Annotated in this window: 12 protein-coding genes and 1 pseudogene; 4 read left to right on the top strand and 9 right to left on the bottom strand. The window is 64.6% G+C overall.

What is annotated here, in order from left to right; genetic code table 11:
• The first annotated feature begins 79 nt into the window (after window positions 1-79).
• A complete protein-coding gene (locus tag ACVIIW_RS17655) occupies window positions 80-763 on the top strand; it encodes a GntR family transcriptional regulator (protein ID WP_456701875.1) in 684 nt (227 codons plus the stop codon).
• Between the two features lie 9 nt (window positions 764-772).
• Here ACVIIW_RS17655 and ybaK read toward each other — a convergent pair whose 3' ends face one another.
• The 8 genes from ybaK to mobB form a co-directional block, all read right to left on the bottom strand.
• On the bottom strand, window positions 773-1,246 hold the full coding sequence (gene ybaK, locus ACVIIW_RS17650) for a Cys-tRNA(Pro) deacylase (protein WP_456701874.1): 474 nt from the start codon (window positions 1,244-1,246) through the stop codon (window positions 773-775).
• A 119-nt stretch (window positions 1,247-1,365) separates the two neighbouring features.
• Window positions 1,366-4,134 (bottom strand): formate dehydrogenase subunit alpha, encoded by a 2,769-nt coding sequence (gene fdhF / locus ACVIIW_RS17645; protein WP_456701873.1) that lies wholly within the window; start codon window positions 4,132-4,134, stop codon window positions 1,366-1,368.
• Window positions 4,131-5,840, bottom strand: coding sequence for an NADH-ubiquinone oxidoreductase-F iron-sulfur binding region domain-containing protein (locus tag ACVIIW_RS17640; RefSeq protein WP_456701872.1), 1,710 nt, complete (start codon window positions 5,838-5,840; stop codon window positions 4,131-4,133). Before ACVIIW_RS17640 ends, fdhF begins: the two co-directional genes overlap by 4 nt.
• A gap of 249 nt (window positions 5,841-6,089) precedes the next feature.
• Window positions 6,090-6,374 (bottom strand): hypothetical protein, encoded by a 285-nt coding sequence (locus ACVIIW_RS17635; protein ID WP_456701871.1) that lies wholly within the window; start codon window positions 6,372-6,374, stop codon window positions 6,090-6,092.
• Between the two features lie 91 nt (window positions 6,375-6,465).
• Window positions 6,466-8,118 (bottom strand): OFA family MFS transporter, encoded by a 1,653-nt coding sequence (locus tag ACVIIW_RS17630; protein WP_456701870.1) that lies wholly within the window; start codon window positions 8,116-8,118, stop codon window positions 6,466-6,468.
• Between the two features lie 317 nt (window positions 8,119-8,435).
• On the bottom strand, window positions 8,436-8,699 hold the full coding sequence (locus ACVIIW_RS17625; RefSeq protein WP_456701869.1) for a sulfurtransferase TusA family protein: 264 nt from the start codon (window positions 8,697-8,699) through the stop codon (window positions 8,436-8,438).
• Window positions 8,700-8,744: 45 nt separating this feature from the next.
• A complete protein-coding gene (locus ACVIIW_RS17620; RefSeq protein WP_456701868.1) occupies window positions 8,745-10,001 on the bottom strand; it encodes a molybdopterin molybdotransferase MoeA in 1,257 nt (418 codons plus the stop codon).
• A gap of 9 nt (window positions 10,002-10,010) precedes the next feature.
• Complete coding sequence (gene mobB / locus ACVIIW_RS17615; RefSeq protein WP_456701867.1) at window positions 10,011-10,538, bottom strand: molybdopterin-guanine dinucleotide biosynthesis protein B; 528 nt, start codon at window positions 10,536-10,538, stop codon at window positions 10,011-10,013.
• A 107-nt stretch (window positions 10,539-10,645) separates the two neighbouring features.
• Here mobB and fdhD point away from each other — a divergent pair, with 107 nt between their 5' ends.
• The 3 genes and pseudogenes from fdhD to ACVIIW_RS17600 form a co-directional block, all read left to right on the top strand.
• Complete coding sequence (gene fdhD, locus ACVIIW_RS17610) at window positions 10,646-11,536, top strand: formate dehydrogenase accessory sulfurtransferase FdhD (RefSeq protein WP_456701866.1); 891 nt, start codon at window positions 10,646-10,648, stop codon at window positions 11,534-11,536.
• Window positions 11,517-12,158: a molybdenum cofactor guanylyltransferase MobA gene (mobA, locus tag ACVIIW_RS17605; protein ID WP_456701865.1), complete on the top strand. Its 642-nt coding sequence runs from the start codon at window positions 11,517-11,519 to the stop codon at window positions 12,156-12,158. Before fdhD ends, mobA begins: the two co-directional genes overlap by 20 nt.
• Window positions 12,159-12,347: 189 nt before the next feature.
• Window positions 12,348-12,440: pseudogene (locus tag ACVIIW_RS17600) on the top strand (DUF1674 domain-containing protein); the annotation flags it as partial.
• Window positions 12,441-12,514: 74 nt separating this feature from the next.
• Here ACVIIW_RS17600 and ACVIIW_RS17595 read toward each other — a convergent pair.
• Window positions 12,515-14,464 (bottom strand): molybdopterin biosynthesis protein, encoded by a 1,950-nt coding sequence (locus tag ACVIIW_RS17595; protein ID WP_456701864.1) that lies wholly within the window; start codon window positions 14,462-14,464, stop codon window positions 12,515-12,517.
• Window positions 14,465-14,474: the final 10 nt, after the last annotated feature.

Below are 14,474 nucleotides of genomic sequence, written 5' to 3'. Positions count from 1 at the left end.
TGCGTACTTTTGTATACAAAGATATACATAAGCGCTGCAAGCGGCATCTCTGCATGGGCAGGCTGCATTTCGAGGGTTCATGGCCAGACGCCCGGCAAAGGCAAGCGGATCGATCACGCGCGGCGGCGGCGTGGCACTCGGCGAAGCCGTGTTCCGCTCGCTCTGCGAGGCGCTCCAGGCCGGCAGCTACCGGGCCGGCGACCGCCTGCGCGAGGAGGAGGTCGCGCAGCGGCTGAAGGTCAGCCGCACGCCGGTGCGCGAAGCGCTGGGCCGGCTCGCCGCCCGCGGTTTCGTGGCGCCCGCCGCTGGCCGCGGGCTGATCGTGCGCAACCTCGACATATCGGAAGTGCTCGAGCTCTACGCCATGCGCGAGATCATGGAAGGCGCCTCGGCGCGCCTCGCCGCCGAGCACGCATCAGCTCCGGAGATCGACGCGCTCAGGGATATCGAGCAAGCCCTTGTCGAGGCGTCCGAGACCGACGCCGCCGAGATGGCGAAGCTCAACCGCGCCTTTCATGAAGCGATCTGCCGCGCCGCGCGCAACCGCTATCTCGACAACGCGTCCCGCGAATTGCAGGACTGGATCGCCCTGCTTGGCCCGACCACCTTCACCGTGACAGGTCGTCCCTCGACCAGTCACGGCGAGCACCAGGCCATCATCGAAGCCATCGCCGCGCGCGACGGTGACAAGGCCGAGCAGCTCGCGCGCGCGCATATCCGCGAGGCGCTGCGTTGCCGGCTCAAATTGTTGCAGAAGCAGTAGGCAAAACGCTCACGCCAGCACGTCCGCGACGACCGCCTTCACGATGTCCCGCACATCAGTTGGCTTCATGCGCACCTGCAGGCCGCGCTGACCGCCATTGAGATAGACCAGCCCGCGCGCAAGCGCACTCTGCTCGATCACGGTGCGGACCTGCTTGCGCTGCCCGAACGGACTGATGCCGCCGACTTTGTAGCCGGTGACGCGCTCAGCCTCCGGCGGCTTCATCATCTGCGCCGACTTGCCGCTGACGGAGGCGGCGAGCTTCTTCATCGAGACTTCCTGATCGGACGGAACGATCACGCAGACCGGCTTGCCATCCACCAGCGCCATCAGCGTCTTGAGGACACGCGCGGGATCTTCGGCCAACGCGGCAGCGGCCTGGAGGCCGATGCTCTCGGCATCAGGGTCGTAGTCGTAGATATGGACCGTGAAGACCACGCCTGCGGCTGTGAGCGCGCGGGTGGCCGGGGTGACTTTGGACATGCGCCACTTCTAACACCGTCATTGCGAGGTGCGAAGCGACACCCTAGCCGTCGTCCTGGCGTTCGCCAGGACGACACCGTGGTTGGCGCCGGGCTGCGCCGTCAAACGACGACCGCGCCCTACTCCGCCGCATCCCTCATCTCCGCGCGCTCGGCACGTGCCGCGCAGAACTTGAACTCCGGAATCTTGCCGAACGGGTCGAGTGCCGGGTTGGTCAAAAGGTTCGCCGCCGCTTCCGCGTAGCAGAACGGCATGAACACCATGTTTTCCGGGACGTCGCGGTCGGAGCGGACCTTGACCTCGATCGCGCCGCGACGGGTCTCCAGGCGAATGAAATCGCCGGGCACGAGCTGCTTCTTGCGCATGTCCTTCGGCGACATGAACGCAACCGCTTCCGGCTCGATCTGGTCGAGCACCTGCGCGCGGCGGGTCATCGAGCCGGTGTGCCAGTGCTCCAGCACGCGGCCGGTCGAGAGAACCATCGGATATTCGGCATCAGGCAGCTCGTCCGGCGGAATGACCTTGGCCGGCACGATCTTGCCGCGGCCGCTTTCCGTCGGGAAGCCGGTGGTGAAGATGATCTCGTTGCCGGGCTTGTTCGGATCATCGGCCGGGTAGGTGACCGCGCCTTCGCGCACCAGCCGCTCCCAGCTGATGTTCTTCAGCGACGGCATCAGCTCGGCCATCTCGGTGTAGACATCGCCCGGGCCGGAATAATTCCACGGCAGGCCCATGCGCTTGCCGATCTCCTGGATGATCCAGAGATCCTGGCGCGCATCACCGGGCGGCTTGATCACCTGGCGTGCGAGCTGCACGCGTCGATCGGTGTTGGTGAAGGAGCCGTCCTTTTCCGCGAATGCCGAGGCCGGCAGGATCACGTCGGCATGGAACGCGGTCTCGGTGACGAAGAGATCCTGAACCACGAGATGATCGAGCATGGCGAGCGCGCCGCGCGCATGCTGCAAATCGGGATCGGACATCGCAGGGTTCTCGCCCTCGACATACATGCCCTTGATCTCGCCGGCATGGATCGCGTTCATGATCTCGACGACGGTCAGGCCGCGCACGGGATCGAGCTCCTGGCCCCACAGCTTCTCGAAGGCGCCGCGCATGTCGTCGCGGCCGACCGGCTGGTAGTCCGGCAGGAACATCGGGATCAGGCCAGCATCGGAAGCGCCCTGCACGTTGTTCTGGCCGCGCAGCGGATGTAGGCCCGTGCCGGGCCGGCCGACCTGTCCGGTGATCAGCGCCAGCGCGATCAGGCAGCGCGCATTATCGGTGCCGTGGACGTGCTGGCTGATGCCCATGCCCCAGAAGATGATCGAGGATTTCGCGCGGGCATAGGTCCGCGCCACCTCGCGCAGCGTTTGCGCCGGGATGCCGCAGATCGCCTCCATCTTCTCAGGGGTGAACTCCTTGATCTTCTCCTTGAGGTCCTCGAACCCCTCGGTGTAGCCGGCGATGTACTGGTCGTCGGTCAAGCCTTCGGTGATGATGGTATGAATCATCGCGTTCAGCATGGCGACGTCGGAGCCGGGCTTGAACTGCAGATGCTTGGTGGCATGACGCGACAACGACTGCCGGCGAGGATCCATCACGAACAGCTTGGCGCCGTTCTGCTTGACCGCGTTCTTGATGAAGGTCGCAGCGACCGGATGGTTCACGGTCGGGTTAGCGCCGATCACGATGATGACCTCGGCATCCATCGCAGCCGAGAACGGCGCGGACACTGCGCCGGAGCTCAAGCCTTCGAACAGCGCTGCCACCGACGAGGCGTGGCACAGCCGGGTGCAGTGATCGACATTGTTCGAACCAAAACCGGTGCGCACCAATTTCTGGAACAGATAGGCCTCTTCGTTCGAGCCCTTGGCAGAGCCGAAGCCGGCCAGCGCCCTGGAGCCCTTCTCGTCGCGGATTTTCGCGAGGCCCTTGGCCGCCAGGTCGAGCGCTTCCTCCCAGCTCGCTTCGCGGAAATGCGTGAAGGGATTGGCGGGATCGACCTGGTCGTTGGCATCCTTCTTCGCATTCGGCAGCCGCACCAGCGGCTTGGTCAGGCGATGCGGATGATGGATGTAGTCGAAGCCGAAACGACCCTTGACGCAGAGACGGTTGTGATTGGCGGGGCCGTCGCGGCCCTCGGCATAGATCACCTTCTCGTCCTTGACCTCATAGGTCACCTGGCAGCCGACGCCGCAGAACGGGCAGAGTGAATCCACCTTCCTGTCGGCATAGGTGACGCGGGTCTGCGCCTCGTCCAGCATCACGGCCGGCATCAGCGCGCCGGTCGGGCAGGCCTGCACGCACTCGCCGCAGGCGACGCAAGTGGACTCGCCCATGGGATCGTCGAAATCGAACACGATCTTGGCGCCGTGATTACGGTAGGCCATGCCGATGACGTCGTTGACCTGGACCTCGCGGCAGGCGCGCACGCAGAGGCCGCACTGGATGCAGGCATCGAGATTGACCCGCATCGCCGGATGGCTGGCGTCGGTGTCCCAGCGCTCGGCCGCGGGAAAGCGGCTCTCGGTGACCCCTGTGGCTTCAGCCCAATGCCAGAACTTCGAATCCGGATCGTGGCTGGTCTCGCGCGCCGGCTGGTCGGCGACCAGCAGCTCCATCACCATCTTCTGCGCGGCCGTCGCGCGCGCGGATTCGGTCTTTACCTTCATGCCGACCGATGGTGTCCGCTTGCACGATGCCGCCAGCACGCGCTCGCCCTCGATCTCGACCATGCAGGCGCGGCAATTGCCGTCGGGGCGATAGTCGGGCGCAGGCGAATAGCAGAGATGCGGGATGTCGCGGCCCTGGCGTTTGGCGACCTGCCAGATCGTCTCGCCGGCATTAGCCTCGACCTGCTTGCCGTCGAGCTCGAACGTAATCTTCGTCATTCGGCCGCTTCCTTGAACTCGTCAGGGAAATATCTGATCACGGAGGACAGCGGATTCGAGGCCGCCTGTCCGAGGCCGCAGATCGAGGCATCGCGCATCGCCTGGCTCAATTCTTCCAGCAATGCGCGGTTCCAGACCGGCTTCTGCATCAGCTGCGCCGCCTTCTGGGTTCCGACCCGGCACGGCGTGCACTGGCCGCAGCTCTCGTCCTCGAAGAACTTCATCAGGTTGAGCGCGGCCGCGCGCACGCTGTCCTTTTGCGACAGGATCACGATCGCGGCCGAACCGATGAAGCAGCCGTATTTCTCCAGCGTGCCGAAATCGAGCGGGATGTCATCCATTGACGCCGGCAGGATACCGCCGGACGCACCACCGGGAAGATACGCGTAGAACTGATGGCCATCGGCCATGCCGCCGCAATATTCGTCGATCAATTCGCGCACGGTGATGCCCGCGGGTGCGAGCTTCATGCCGGGATTTTTGACTCGACCCGAAACCGAGAAGCTGCGCAGGCCATGACGCTCATGGCGGCCATGGCCCTTCCACCAGTCGGCGCCCTTCTCGACGATGTCGCGCACCCACCACAGCGTCTCGATGTTGTTGATCAGCGTCGGCAGGCCGAATAGGCCGACCTGGAACGGATAAGGCGGCTTATGCCGGGGCAGGCCGCGCTTGCCCTCGATGCTTTCGAGCAGCGAGGATTCTTCGCCGCAGATGTAAGCGCCGGCGCCGCGGCGCATGTGCAGCGTCGGGCCGCCTGCGGGAAGTTTTGCGATCTCGCGCGTCAGGATCTCGCGGGAGGCCGGATATTCATCGCGAATGTAGATGTAGACGTCGGAGGCCTGCACCACATGCGCGCCGATCAGCATGCCCTCGATGAAACGATGTGGGTCGCTCTCCAGGTAAACACGATCCTTGAACGTACCGGGCTCGCCCTCGTCGCCGTTGATCGCCATCAATCGCGGACCTGGCTCGCCGAGCACTGCGCGCCATTTGCGCCCGGTCGGGAAGCCGGCGCCACCGAGGCCGCGCAACGAGGCGTTGTCGAGCGACTTCAGCAAATCGTCCGTCGACAGTTCACCGGAGCGCACGCGATTGAGCAGCTTATAGCCGCCGCCGGCGACATAGGCGTCGTAGCCGATATGTTTGGGCAGATGCGCGTGAGTGTCGCCGGCCTGTGCCGCCGCCATCACATTGGCCACGGTCGCATGATCGACGAAGTTGTGGCCCACCTCGGCGGCAGGCGCGCTGTCGCACCGGCCGACGCAAGGCGCACGCACGACGCGGATGCCCGGGCCCGCAGCGTCTTGCAGATCCGCGAGCAGCTTTTCGCCGCCGAGCATGGCGCAGGTCAACGAATCGCAGACACGGATCGTCAGCGGCGCGACGTCGGGCTCGCCTTCCTTCACCACATCGAAATGCGCGTAGAAGGTCGCGGTCTCGAACACTTCGGCGAAGGCAAGCTTCATCTCGTCGGCGAGCGCGGCAAGATGCGCAGCCGATATCTGGTGATAGGTATCCTGGATCAGGTGCAGATATTCGATCAGGAGATCGCGCCGCCGGGGCTTGTCGCCGAGCAATTGCTCGATCTCGTGTGCGGCTGTGGGATCGACCTGCCTGCCCTTGGGCGTCGCCTTGGCGCGCCGGCGCCCCTCGCCCGGATGCTCGAAGTCCCTGACCTTGTGAACGTCGTCGTTGCTGCTCATGGAAACGTCGCGTTCTCCTCAAAAGCGCAATGATCTCTGAGCGAGATAACCCATCGCGATCCGCCCTTACTTCCACGCCTGACAATCGGGGAACCGGATTGCCCGCCGCGCAGTTCAGGCTTCATTTCCAGGCAACTCTAGCGTCTGGCATACCAGATGCCAAGCGAATTTAGAGCGTCTCTGCCATCATTTAGGGGGCGGCCAGCCGCCCTGCCACGCCGCCTTGAGCGAGTTGAGCGCGGCACCTTGTCAGGTCTTCTCCATGCAGTCCTGGATGAAGAACCAGCGGTCGTCGCCAATCAGTCCCTTGGCCTTCACCTCGGCGCGGCACGCCTTCAGCTTCGGCTTGTTGGCGGCCCACTTCGCCTTCATCTCTTTCAGCTTCTGCATGGTGAGCTTGATCTTGCCCGCCGGCTTGGCGGTGGTCGTCGCGGCAGGCGCCGGATTAGCCGGCGTGGTTGCCGTCTGTGCGGATGCGGTGTGAAGGCCTGCGGCCAGCAGCACGGCGGCAAGGCAGATACGAGTGCGAAGCATCGGAAATCCCCCTGGGTCCCATTTTCGATTTGGAAGACAGATGTCGCGGGATGCCGAACAGTCGGCATCCCGCGACGATATGGCTTTGCGATCAGAAGATCTGCCAGGCGCTCTGGAGCGTCTTGTACACACCCCAAATCAGCGGGATGCCGACGAACAGCCAGAACAGCGCAGCCTTGCCATCCAGGCCGCCGGTGCCGATCCCGAACGAGCCGGTCTGGACCGGACCCGCACCAGCGTTCGCCGCCTGCAACTTCGCGACCTCCGCCTCGCTCATGTACCATTTCGAATTGACCGGTTTGACGAGGTAGTTGCAGATGATACCCGCGATCAGCATCGCACAGAGTATGTACATGGTCGTGTTGTACAACTGATCACGGGGCACGCCCGCCGCGAGCTGAAACTCGCGGATGTAGTTCACCACGACTGGGCCGATGATCCCCGCAGTGGACCATGCCGTCAGCAGCCGTCCATGGATGGCGCCGACGAACTGGGTCCCGAACATGTCGGCGAGATAGGCCGGCACGGTCGCGAAGCCGCCGCCATACATCGACAGGATGATTCCGAAGCCGAGCACGAAGAGCAGCTTCGAACCCATCGCTGCGAAGGTTGGCGCCAGCGCGTAGAGCACGATGCCGAGAATAAAGAACGTATAATACGTGTTCTTGCGGCCGATATAGTCGGACAGCGACGCCCAGGCAAAACGGCCGCCGATGTTGAACAGCGAGAGCAGACCGGCAAAGCCCGCCGCAATGCCGGCGATCACGGTCTTCTGATCGGCCGAGAGCTGACTGAAGGTGAGCTCGGGATGTCCGATCAGCTTGCCGGCAAAGATTTCCTGCAGCATCGGCGAGGCCATGCCGATGACGCCGATACCGGCCGACACGTTCAAGCACAGCACCCACCAGATCAGCCAGAACTGCGGCGTCTTGTGCGCGTTGTTCAGGTGGACATGATGCTCGGTGATCATCGATTTGTTTTCGCTTGGCGGCGCCCAACCCTCAGGCTTCCAGCCACCTGGCGTCACGCGATAGGCGAAGGCACCGATAGTCATGAAGATGAAATAGACGACACCCATGACGACAAAGGTCTGCCACACACCGACGTCGCTCGACGACTTGAAGTAGTTGATCAGCAGATTGGCGAATGGCGCGCCGATCATCGCACCACCGCCAAAGCCCATGATGGCCATGCCGGTCGCCATGCCGCGCCGATCGGGGAACCACTTGATCAGCGTCGAGACCGGCGAGATGTAGCCGAGGCCGAGCCCGACGCCGCCGATGACGCCAGCCCCGAGCCACATGATCCAGAGTTGATGGACGTAGATGCCGAGCGCGCCGATCAGGAGGCCGCCCCCCCAGCAAAGCGCGGCAACGAAGCCGGCCTTGCGCGGACCGGCCCGCTCAAGCCAGCCGCCCCAGATCGCGGCGGAGACGCCAAGCAGGACAAAGAACAGGGTGAACATCCACCCTAGGCTTGCGACCTTCCAGTCGCAGGTCGTCGTGAAGAGCTCCGACCACAGCGACATATCCGGGCAGGCCTTCGGCGCAGTCAATCCGATCGCACGGGAGAGCGGCAGCCAGAACACCGAAAAGCCATAGGCCATACCGATACACAGATGGATGCACAGCGCCGCCGGCGGCACCAGCCAGCGATTGAAGCCGGCCTTGGCGATCGTGCGCTCGCGATCCAGAAAACCGGCGCCGGCGCCCGAAATTCTTCCAGCGCTCTCAATTGTCGTCATGCACTCCTCCCCTGCAGCTGCCCTTCTGAGCAAGACTGCCGCTACGCTTCTGTTCCTCAGCCCATTGCGGCGCAGCCGTCCCTGCTGCTCCGCACAATCACCCGACACGCGCCAGGATCGTCACGCGCATCTGAAAACGTTAACCCCTCGGCCGGGGGTCTATGCCCGATACGATATGCAGGCTTGCGTGCCTGGCCCGCTGCTCCGCGCATCGCGGAGAAGACTCAACCGCCGCGGCCGAGAGCACAAAGTCAATTGGGGCAGAAGCTGTGATCGATGTCGATAGATAAAAGGTCGGTATCGGCGCAGTAACGCGCCTAAGAACGCAGCGCAGCATTGGCGCTTTCTATCGAACCATTCGTCTTTTCTATCAAGAACACGATGCGCGCCTCGTTGCGCTCGGTGATCTCCACCCTATCGCCCGTCTCGCGGATAAGGTTCGGAATGTCGATTACCGACAACGGATCCGTGCAGTGGACTTCAAGCTGATCGCCCGGCTGCAATGGTTTCAGCGCCTTGCGTGTCTTCAAGGCGGGCAGCGGGCATTTCAGCCCGGTGAGATCGAGCGTCGTTCTGGTCATGGGCGCAACATGGCGGGAGGGATCAAGGGCGTCAACGCAAGGGCTTCAGATGAGGGCTGCATAGGATAGAAAACCTACGTCCTCACCCGGCTCCACGCGCGCGATATCCTCGCCCAGTTCAATCAGGCCATCGGTCTCCACCAACGACGACAACAGCCCGGCCCCTTCGCGCGGAAACTTGACGGCTTCGAGCGTACCATCTTGTCCACGTCGCAAGGAGGCACGCACATATTCGCGGCGGCCCAGCTTTTTCTTGTAAGTGAACGCCGCGCGCAACGGGATCGGCACCAGCGGTTCCGGCAGACTGCCGGCGAGCGCGAGCACCGTTGGCCGCACCACGTGGACAAAGGTGACAAAGCTCGCGACGGGATTGCCGGGCAGCCCGATCAGCGGCGTGCCGCCAATGATGCCCATCGCCACCGGCCGGCCCGGCTTGATCGCCATCCGCCACAGCACCAGTGAGCCGACGCTCTCGACCGCCGCCTTGACGTGGTCCTCCTCGCCGGTCGAGACACCGCCGGTGGTGAGGATGAGATCATGGCCTCCCGCGACCTGCTTCAATCCGTTCGCCAGCGAAGTGCGTTCGTCGCGCAGAATGCCGAGATCCGAGACCTCGCAGCCCAGACGGCGCAGCATCGCCATGAGCATGAAACGGTTGGAATCGAACAGCTGCGACGCCGCACGCGACTCGCCCGGCGAGGCGAGCTCATCGCCCGTGGAGAACACCGCCACGCGAATACGCCTGACGACCTCGAACCTGACAAGGCCGAATGCCGCCGCAAGCGCGACATGCTGCGGCCGCAGCCGCTGGCCGGCGCGCAGCGCGACATGGCCAACGGGAATGTCCTCCCCCGCCGGGCGAACATTGGCGCCGGGCTTCAGCCCGGACGGCAGCACGATCTTGCCTGATGCATCGACGCGGACGTCTTCCTGCATGAAGACCGTCCCGGCCCCCGGCGGCATCGGCGCGCCGGTAAAAATGCGCGCGGTGTGACGAGGCTTGATCGGCGCTTGTGCAGAGCCGCCGGCCTGGATGCGCCCGTCGAGCGGGAATGCCTGTTCCGCCTCTTGCGGAAGGTCGGCATTGCCAACGGCGTAACCATCGACCGCGGAGTTGGTGAAAGGCGGCAGCGGCAGCGGCGCTGCGATATCGCGCGCCAGCACGCGCCCGTCGGCGTCGTCAAGCGCCACCGTCTCGATGTCAGCAATCGCGCTGACGCGTGCCGTGATCAGGCCCACGGCCTCGTCGACCGACATCATCGGTCCGCCGAAAGCAAAGCAATCGTCCGACAGTTGCGCCATGGTGCCTCGTCAGCGCCTCGCCGCGCTTCTTGCCACCGCTTCCTCGGCCGGCATCGCCGCATGCAGCAGCAACGCCGCCGCAGCCTCGATATCGTCGAGATGGACAGTCGGCAGCCGGGTTTCAACCGCCGCGTCGGTTGCAATTCCGACAATACCGGGATCGTCAGGAAACAGCAGCGGCTTGCCGTTGCCGGCGCGATGCACCTCGATCTTGCGATGCGGCTCACGCTTGAAACCCTCGACCACGACGAGATCGGCTTCGGACAGCTTGCTCAGCAGCTCCGGCAATCGCGGTTCGGCTGCACCGCGCAGTTCGTGCATCAGCGCCCAGCGGTTCGACGAGGCCACCAGCACCTCGGCCGCACCGGCCTCGCGATGGCGCCACGAATCCTTGCCGGGCACATCGACGTCGAACTGGTGATGCGCATGCTTGATCACGGAGACGCGCAGGCCCCGCGCGTTGAAATGCGGGATCAGTCGCGTCAACAGCGTGGTCTTGCCCGCACCGCTCCAGCCTGCAAGGCCGATGACTTTCATAACAGTTCGATCTCCGCCAGCCGCATGACGCGGCTGGAACCGTCTACTTAAGCATTGTGGGCATGCTTATATCGGCTTGACCCGAATGTCATGCTAACGTCGCGGCCATGATGAAGATCGATAAAGTCCCGGTGCCCCTGATTATCCCAAACCCCGACGATCGGCGCCTGACCCAGAGCGTGACCGGAACCGACCAGACCGGCGCCAGGGTGGAGATCAAGGTCCCGATGGAGCGACCGCTGACGCTCTATCTGAATTCGCAGGAGATCGTCACCATGATGACGATCGGCGACTATCCGGAATATCTGGCGCTCGGCTACCTGCTGAACCAGAACATGCTGAAATACAATGACGCTGTCACCGAGGTCGAATACGACGACGACCTCCAGGTCGTCGTCGTGCGCACCGAGCACCACACCAATTTCGAAGCCAAGCTGAAGAAGCGGACGCAGACGTCGGGCTGCGCGCAGGGCACCGCCTTCGGCGACCTCTTGGAAGCGGTCGAAAGCGTCGCACTGCCGAAGGCCGCATTGCGCACCTCCTGGCTCTACCAGATGACCCAGACCATCAACACCATGCCCTCGCTCTATCTCGAGGCCGGCGCGATCCACGGCTGCGTGCTGTGCAGGGAGGGCGAGCCGCTCTGCTACACCGAGGACGTCGGCCGCCACAACGCCGTCGACAAGATCGCGGGCTGGATGTACCGCCACGGCGTCGATGCATCCGACAAGATCCTCTACACCACGGGACGCCTCACCTCGGAAATGGTGATCAAGACGGTGCGCATGGGCATTCCGATCCTGGTATCGCGCTCCGGCTTTACCGCATGGGGCGTCGATCTCGCGCGACAAGTGGGCCTGACGCTGGTTGGACGCACCCGCGGAAAGCGTTTCATCGTACTCGCCGGCGAGGAGCGGATCGTCTACGACCAGAATCTCGCTTACGTCGAGGAGGAATCGGCAAGGCACAAGCGCAAGGGTGAAAGTGGTGACGACTGAAACTCCGCTGACGCAAGGCGTGCTGCTCGCCGGCGGTCTCGCACGCCGCATGGGCGGCGGCGACAAGCCGATGCGCACGATCGGCGGACGCACCATTCTGGAGCGCGTGATCGCGCGCCTCAAGCCACAATGCGACGGGCTGATCCTCAACGCAAATGGTGACCCGGCACGCTTCGCGCGGTTCGGCTTGCAGGTCATTGCCGACGATGTGCCCGGCTTGCCCGGCCCGCTCGCCGGCATCCTCGCCGCGCTCGACTGGACCGCAGCGAACCGGCCGCAGATCGAATGGGTGCTCAGCGCCGCCGGTGACTGCCCGTTCCTGCCGCGCGACCTCGTCGCGGCCCTGCACGGCGGGCGCCTGCGAGAGAACGCCCAGCTCGCGGTCGCCGCATCAGGCAATCAGTCGCATCCGGTGATCGGCTTGTGGCGCGTCGCCTTGCGCGCCGAGCTGCGCCACGCCTTGGTCGTCGAGGATGTCCGCAAGATCGACCGCTGGACCGCGCGCTATCCGCTCGCGACGGTGACGTGGCCTGCCGAGCCGCTCGATCCGTTCTTCAATGCCAACACGGTGGAGGACATCGCCGAAGCAGAGCGGCTGGCGGCGCTGGATGATGCGGCCTGATGGAGGTTCAACGGGACATCGAACCGGGTCGAGCCCGGCAGCGACCACTGGTCGGGACATGCCTCCGGACCAGCCATGATCGACCCGCTCCTGAATGCCATTTTCACGGTCGTCGATTTCGTATTCGATCTCTCGATCGCGATCGATCGCACCAAGCGGCTGAGCCAGCAGGCCACGGGCAGCGACACGATCGTTGAGGTCCCTCCGGCCCCGAAGCCGCTGCCGCCCGCCGCGCAGCGTGCGCTCGCCGAAGCCGAGGAGCGTGAACGCGCCGCGCAAGCCGCCTCCAGCGGCACCGACGAGGCGTCATAACGTAGGCCCGGAATGCATCGGCGCCGCGGCCGAAAGCCGATTGTCTAAGCGGGTGGGAAGCCGGCTCGCTCCAGCGCCGTACGCGCCTCGCCCGAACCGAGGGCATCGAGAAAAGCCTGCACCGCGGGCCGCTGCTTTCGCGCCGTCACCAGCGCGAAGTCATAATGCTCTTCCGAGAGCGGAATGAAACCGAGGCCGGCGGCATGGGCGACCGGCGCAATGGTCATCCCCCAGTCGGCGCGGTGCTGCGCGACGGCCGCCGCGACGGCATTGTGCGAACGCGGTTGGTTCCAGTATCCCTCAGGGCGGGCGCCACCGAGCAGCCGGTCGATCAGGATGCGCGTGCCGGCGCCCTGGTTTCGATTGACCATGATGCAGGTGGGATCGGCGAGCGCGACGGCGACGGCCTCCTTCGCACCAAGCCCTTCGAAACGCTTGTCACCCCTGCGGAAGACGATACCCTGCATGCGCCGCCAGCCCGGCACCAGCTCGAGTCCTTCGACGAGATAAGGCGTGTTGTAGGTCTCGCTCTTGTGGTCGAACAGATGGATCGGCGCGAGATCGCATTCGCCGCGCTTTGCGGCTGCAAGTCCGCCCAGGCTGCCGACCGCAATCGAGCGCACCATCAGACCTGCATGCGCGAGAGGCGTGGTGACGAGATCGAGGCCGGTGCAGTGGCTGCCGACGATGACGAGATCAGGCACGCGCACGTGCGGCGTGAACAGAGTCACCTCGGTCATCGTGCCGGCCGGCATCTGGTCAGCGAGCGCGTCGATACGCAAAAAGCCGTCGGCCTGTGCGAACGATGTGATCGCGCCGGAGCCCTTGCCGGAGGGATAGGCGATCAATCCATCATTGCCCTCGACCAGCGAAACCATGACGAATTCGGTCCGGCCAAGCTCCGACGCAACGCGCACCGGCACGGTCGCATTCACCACGGTATCGGAGCGCGGCGGCAAGCCAGCCATCTTGCGCAGTGACGGCACGATCATGTCATGGAAGGTGAACATCGCCGATGTCGGAAAGCCCGGCAGGATCACCACCGGCTTGCCGTCGCACACCGCCAGACACAGCGGCTTGCCGGGCTTGAGGGCGACACCGTGCGCAATGATGCCGGGCCTGCCGAGCCGGCTGATGATGCGATGGGACAGGTCGCCCGCGCCTTTCGACGTGCCGCCTGACAGCACCAGCATGTCGGCAGCCGCCAGCGCATCGCGCATCGCGGCTTCGAGCTTGGCTTCATCGTCGGGAATGGCGCCAAGAAAGACCGCCTCGCCGCCGTTCTCGTCGATCGCAGCCGCGACAATCGCCCCGTTGGTGTCGTAGATTGCGGCCGGCGGGAGCGTGTCGCCGGGCTGCACCAATTCGTCGCCGGTCGAGATCACGGCAACGCGCGGCTTGCGCGCGACCTTCACCTCGGCGATCCCGCAGGCCGCCAACATGCCGATCTCGCGCGAGCCGATGATCGTGCCGGCGCGTAGCAGCGTCTCGCCACGTGCGATGTCAGATCCGGCGTAGGATACGAACTGCCCCGGCGATATGGCGCGACGGACGTCGATCGCATCAGCGCCGGCCGGCTGGGTGTGCTCGACCATCACCACGGCATCGGCGCCGCGGGGAAGCGGTCCGCCGGTTGCGATCGGCGTTGCGGTTCCCGCGGTCACTTGCAGCGCCGGCACGGTGCCGCAATGAATGGTCTCGCCGGTGAGGGCGAGCCGCACCGGCGCGCCCTCACCGGCGACTGAAAGATCCGCCGAGCGCACGGCAAAACCGTCGACATTGGAGCGATCGAATGGTGGCACGTCCATCGGCGCGGTGATGTCTTCTGCCAGCGCTGCGGCGATCGCGTCGGCAAGCTTGCGCGCTTCGCTCGGGACTGCGCGCGGGAACAGCGCATCGTCAAAGCGCGCCAGCGCCTCCTCGCGGGAGAGGATTTTGAGGAATTGCTCCTGTTCAAGTGCGCTTCGGTCTGGCGGCTTTGGGATCCTCGTCATGCCGGAACCC

It is taken from the genome of Bradyrhizobium sp. USDA 4449 (assembly GCF_054056275.1).
Note: the sequence above shows the minus strand (reverse complement) of the source record. Positions and strands in the feature narration are given on the sequence as shown.

What these genes read in the sequence shown, in the direction of transcription:
- ACVIIW_RS17655 (WP_456701875.1), top strand. Translation starts at nt 80, where the DNA reads ATGGCCAGACGCCCGGCAAAGGCAAGCGGATCGATCACGCGCGGCGGC.
- ybaK (WP_456701874.1), bottom strand. Translation starts at nt 1,246, where the DNA reads ATGTCCAAAGTCACCCCGGCCACCCGCGCGCTCACAGCCGCAGGCGTG.
- fdhF (WP_456701873.1), bottom strand. Translation starts at nt 4,134, where the DNA reads ATGACGAAGATTACGTTCGAGCTCGACGGCAAGCAGGTCGAGGCTAAT.
- ACVIIW_RS17640 (WP_456701872.1), bottom strand. Translation starts at nt 5,840, where the DNA reads ATGAGCAGCAACGACGACGTTCACAAGGTCAGGGACTTCGAGCATCCG.
- ACVIIW_RS17635 (WP_456701871.1), bottom strand. Translation starts at nt 6,374, where the DNA reads ATGCTTCGCACTCGTATCTGCCTTGCCGCCGTGCTGCTGGCCGCAGGC.
- ACVIIW_RS17630 (WP_456701870.1), bottom strand. Translation starts at nt 8,118, where the DNA reads ATGACGACAATTGAGAGCGCTGGAAGAATTTCGGGCGCCGGCGCCGGT.
- ACVIIW_RS17625 (WP_456701869.1), bottom strand. Translation starts at nt 8,699, where the DNA reads ATGACCAGAACGACGCTCGATCTCACCGGGCTGAAATGCCCGCTGCCC.
- ACVIIW_RS17620 (WP_456701868.1), bottom strand. Translation starts at nt 10,001, where the DNA reads ATGGCGCAACTGTCGGACGATTGCTTTGCTTTCGGCGGACCGATGATG.
- mobB (WP_456701867.1), bottom strand. Translation starts at nt 10,538, where the DNA reads ATGAAAGTCATCGGCCTTGCAGGCTGGAGCGGTGCGGGCAAGACCACG.
- fdhD (WP_456701866.1), top strand. Translation starts at nt 10,646, where the DNA reads ATGATGAAGATCGATAAAGTCCCGGTGCCCCTGATTATCCCAAACCCC.
- ACVIIW_RS17595 (WP_456701864.1), bottom strand. Translation starts at nt 14,464, where the DNA reads ATGACGAGGATCCCAAAGCCGCCAGACCGAAGCGCACTTGAACAGGAG.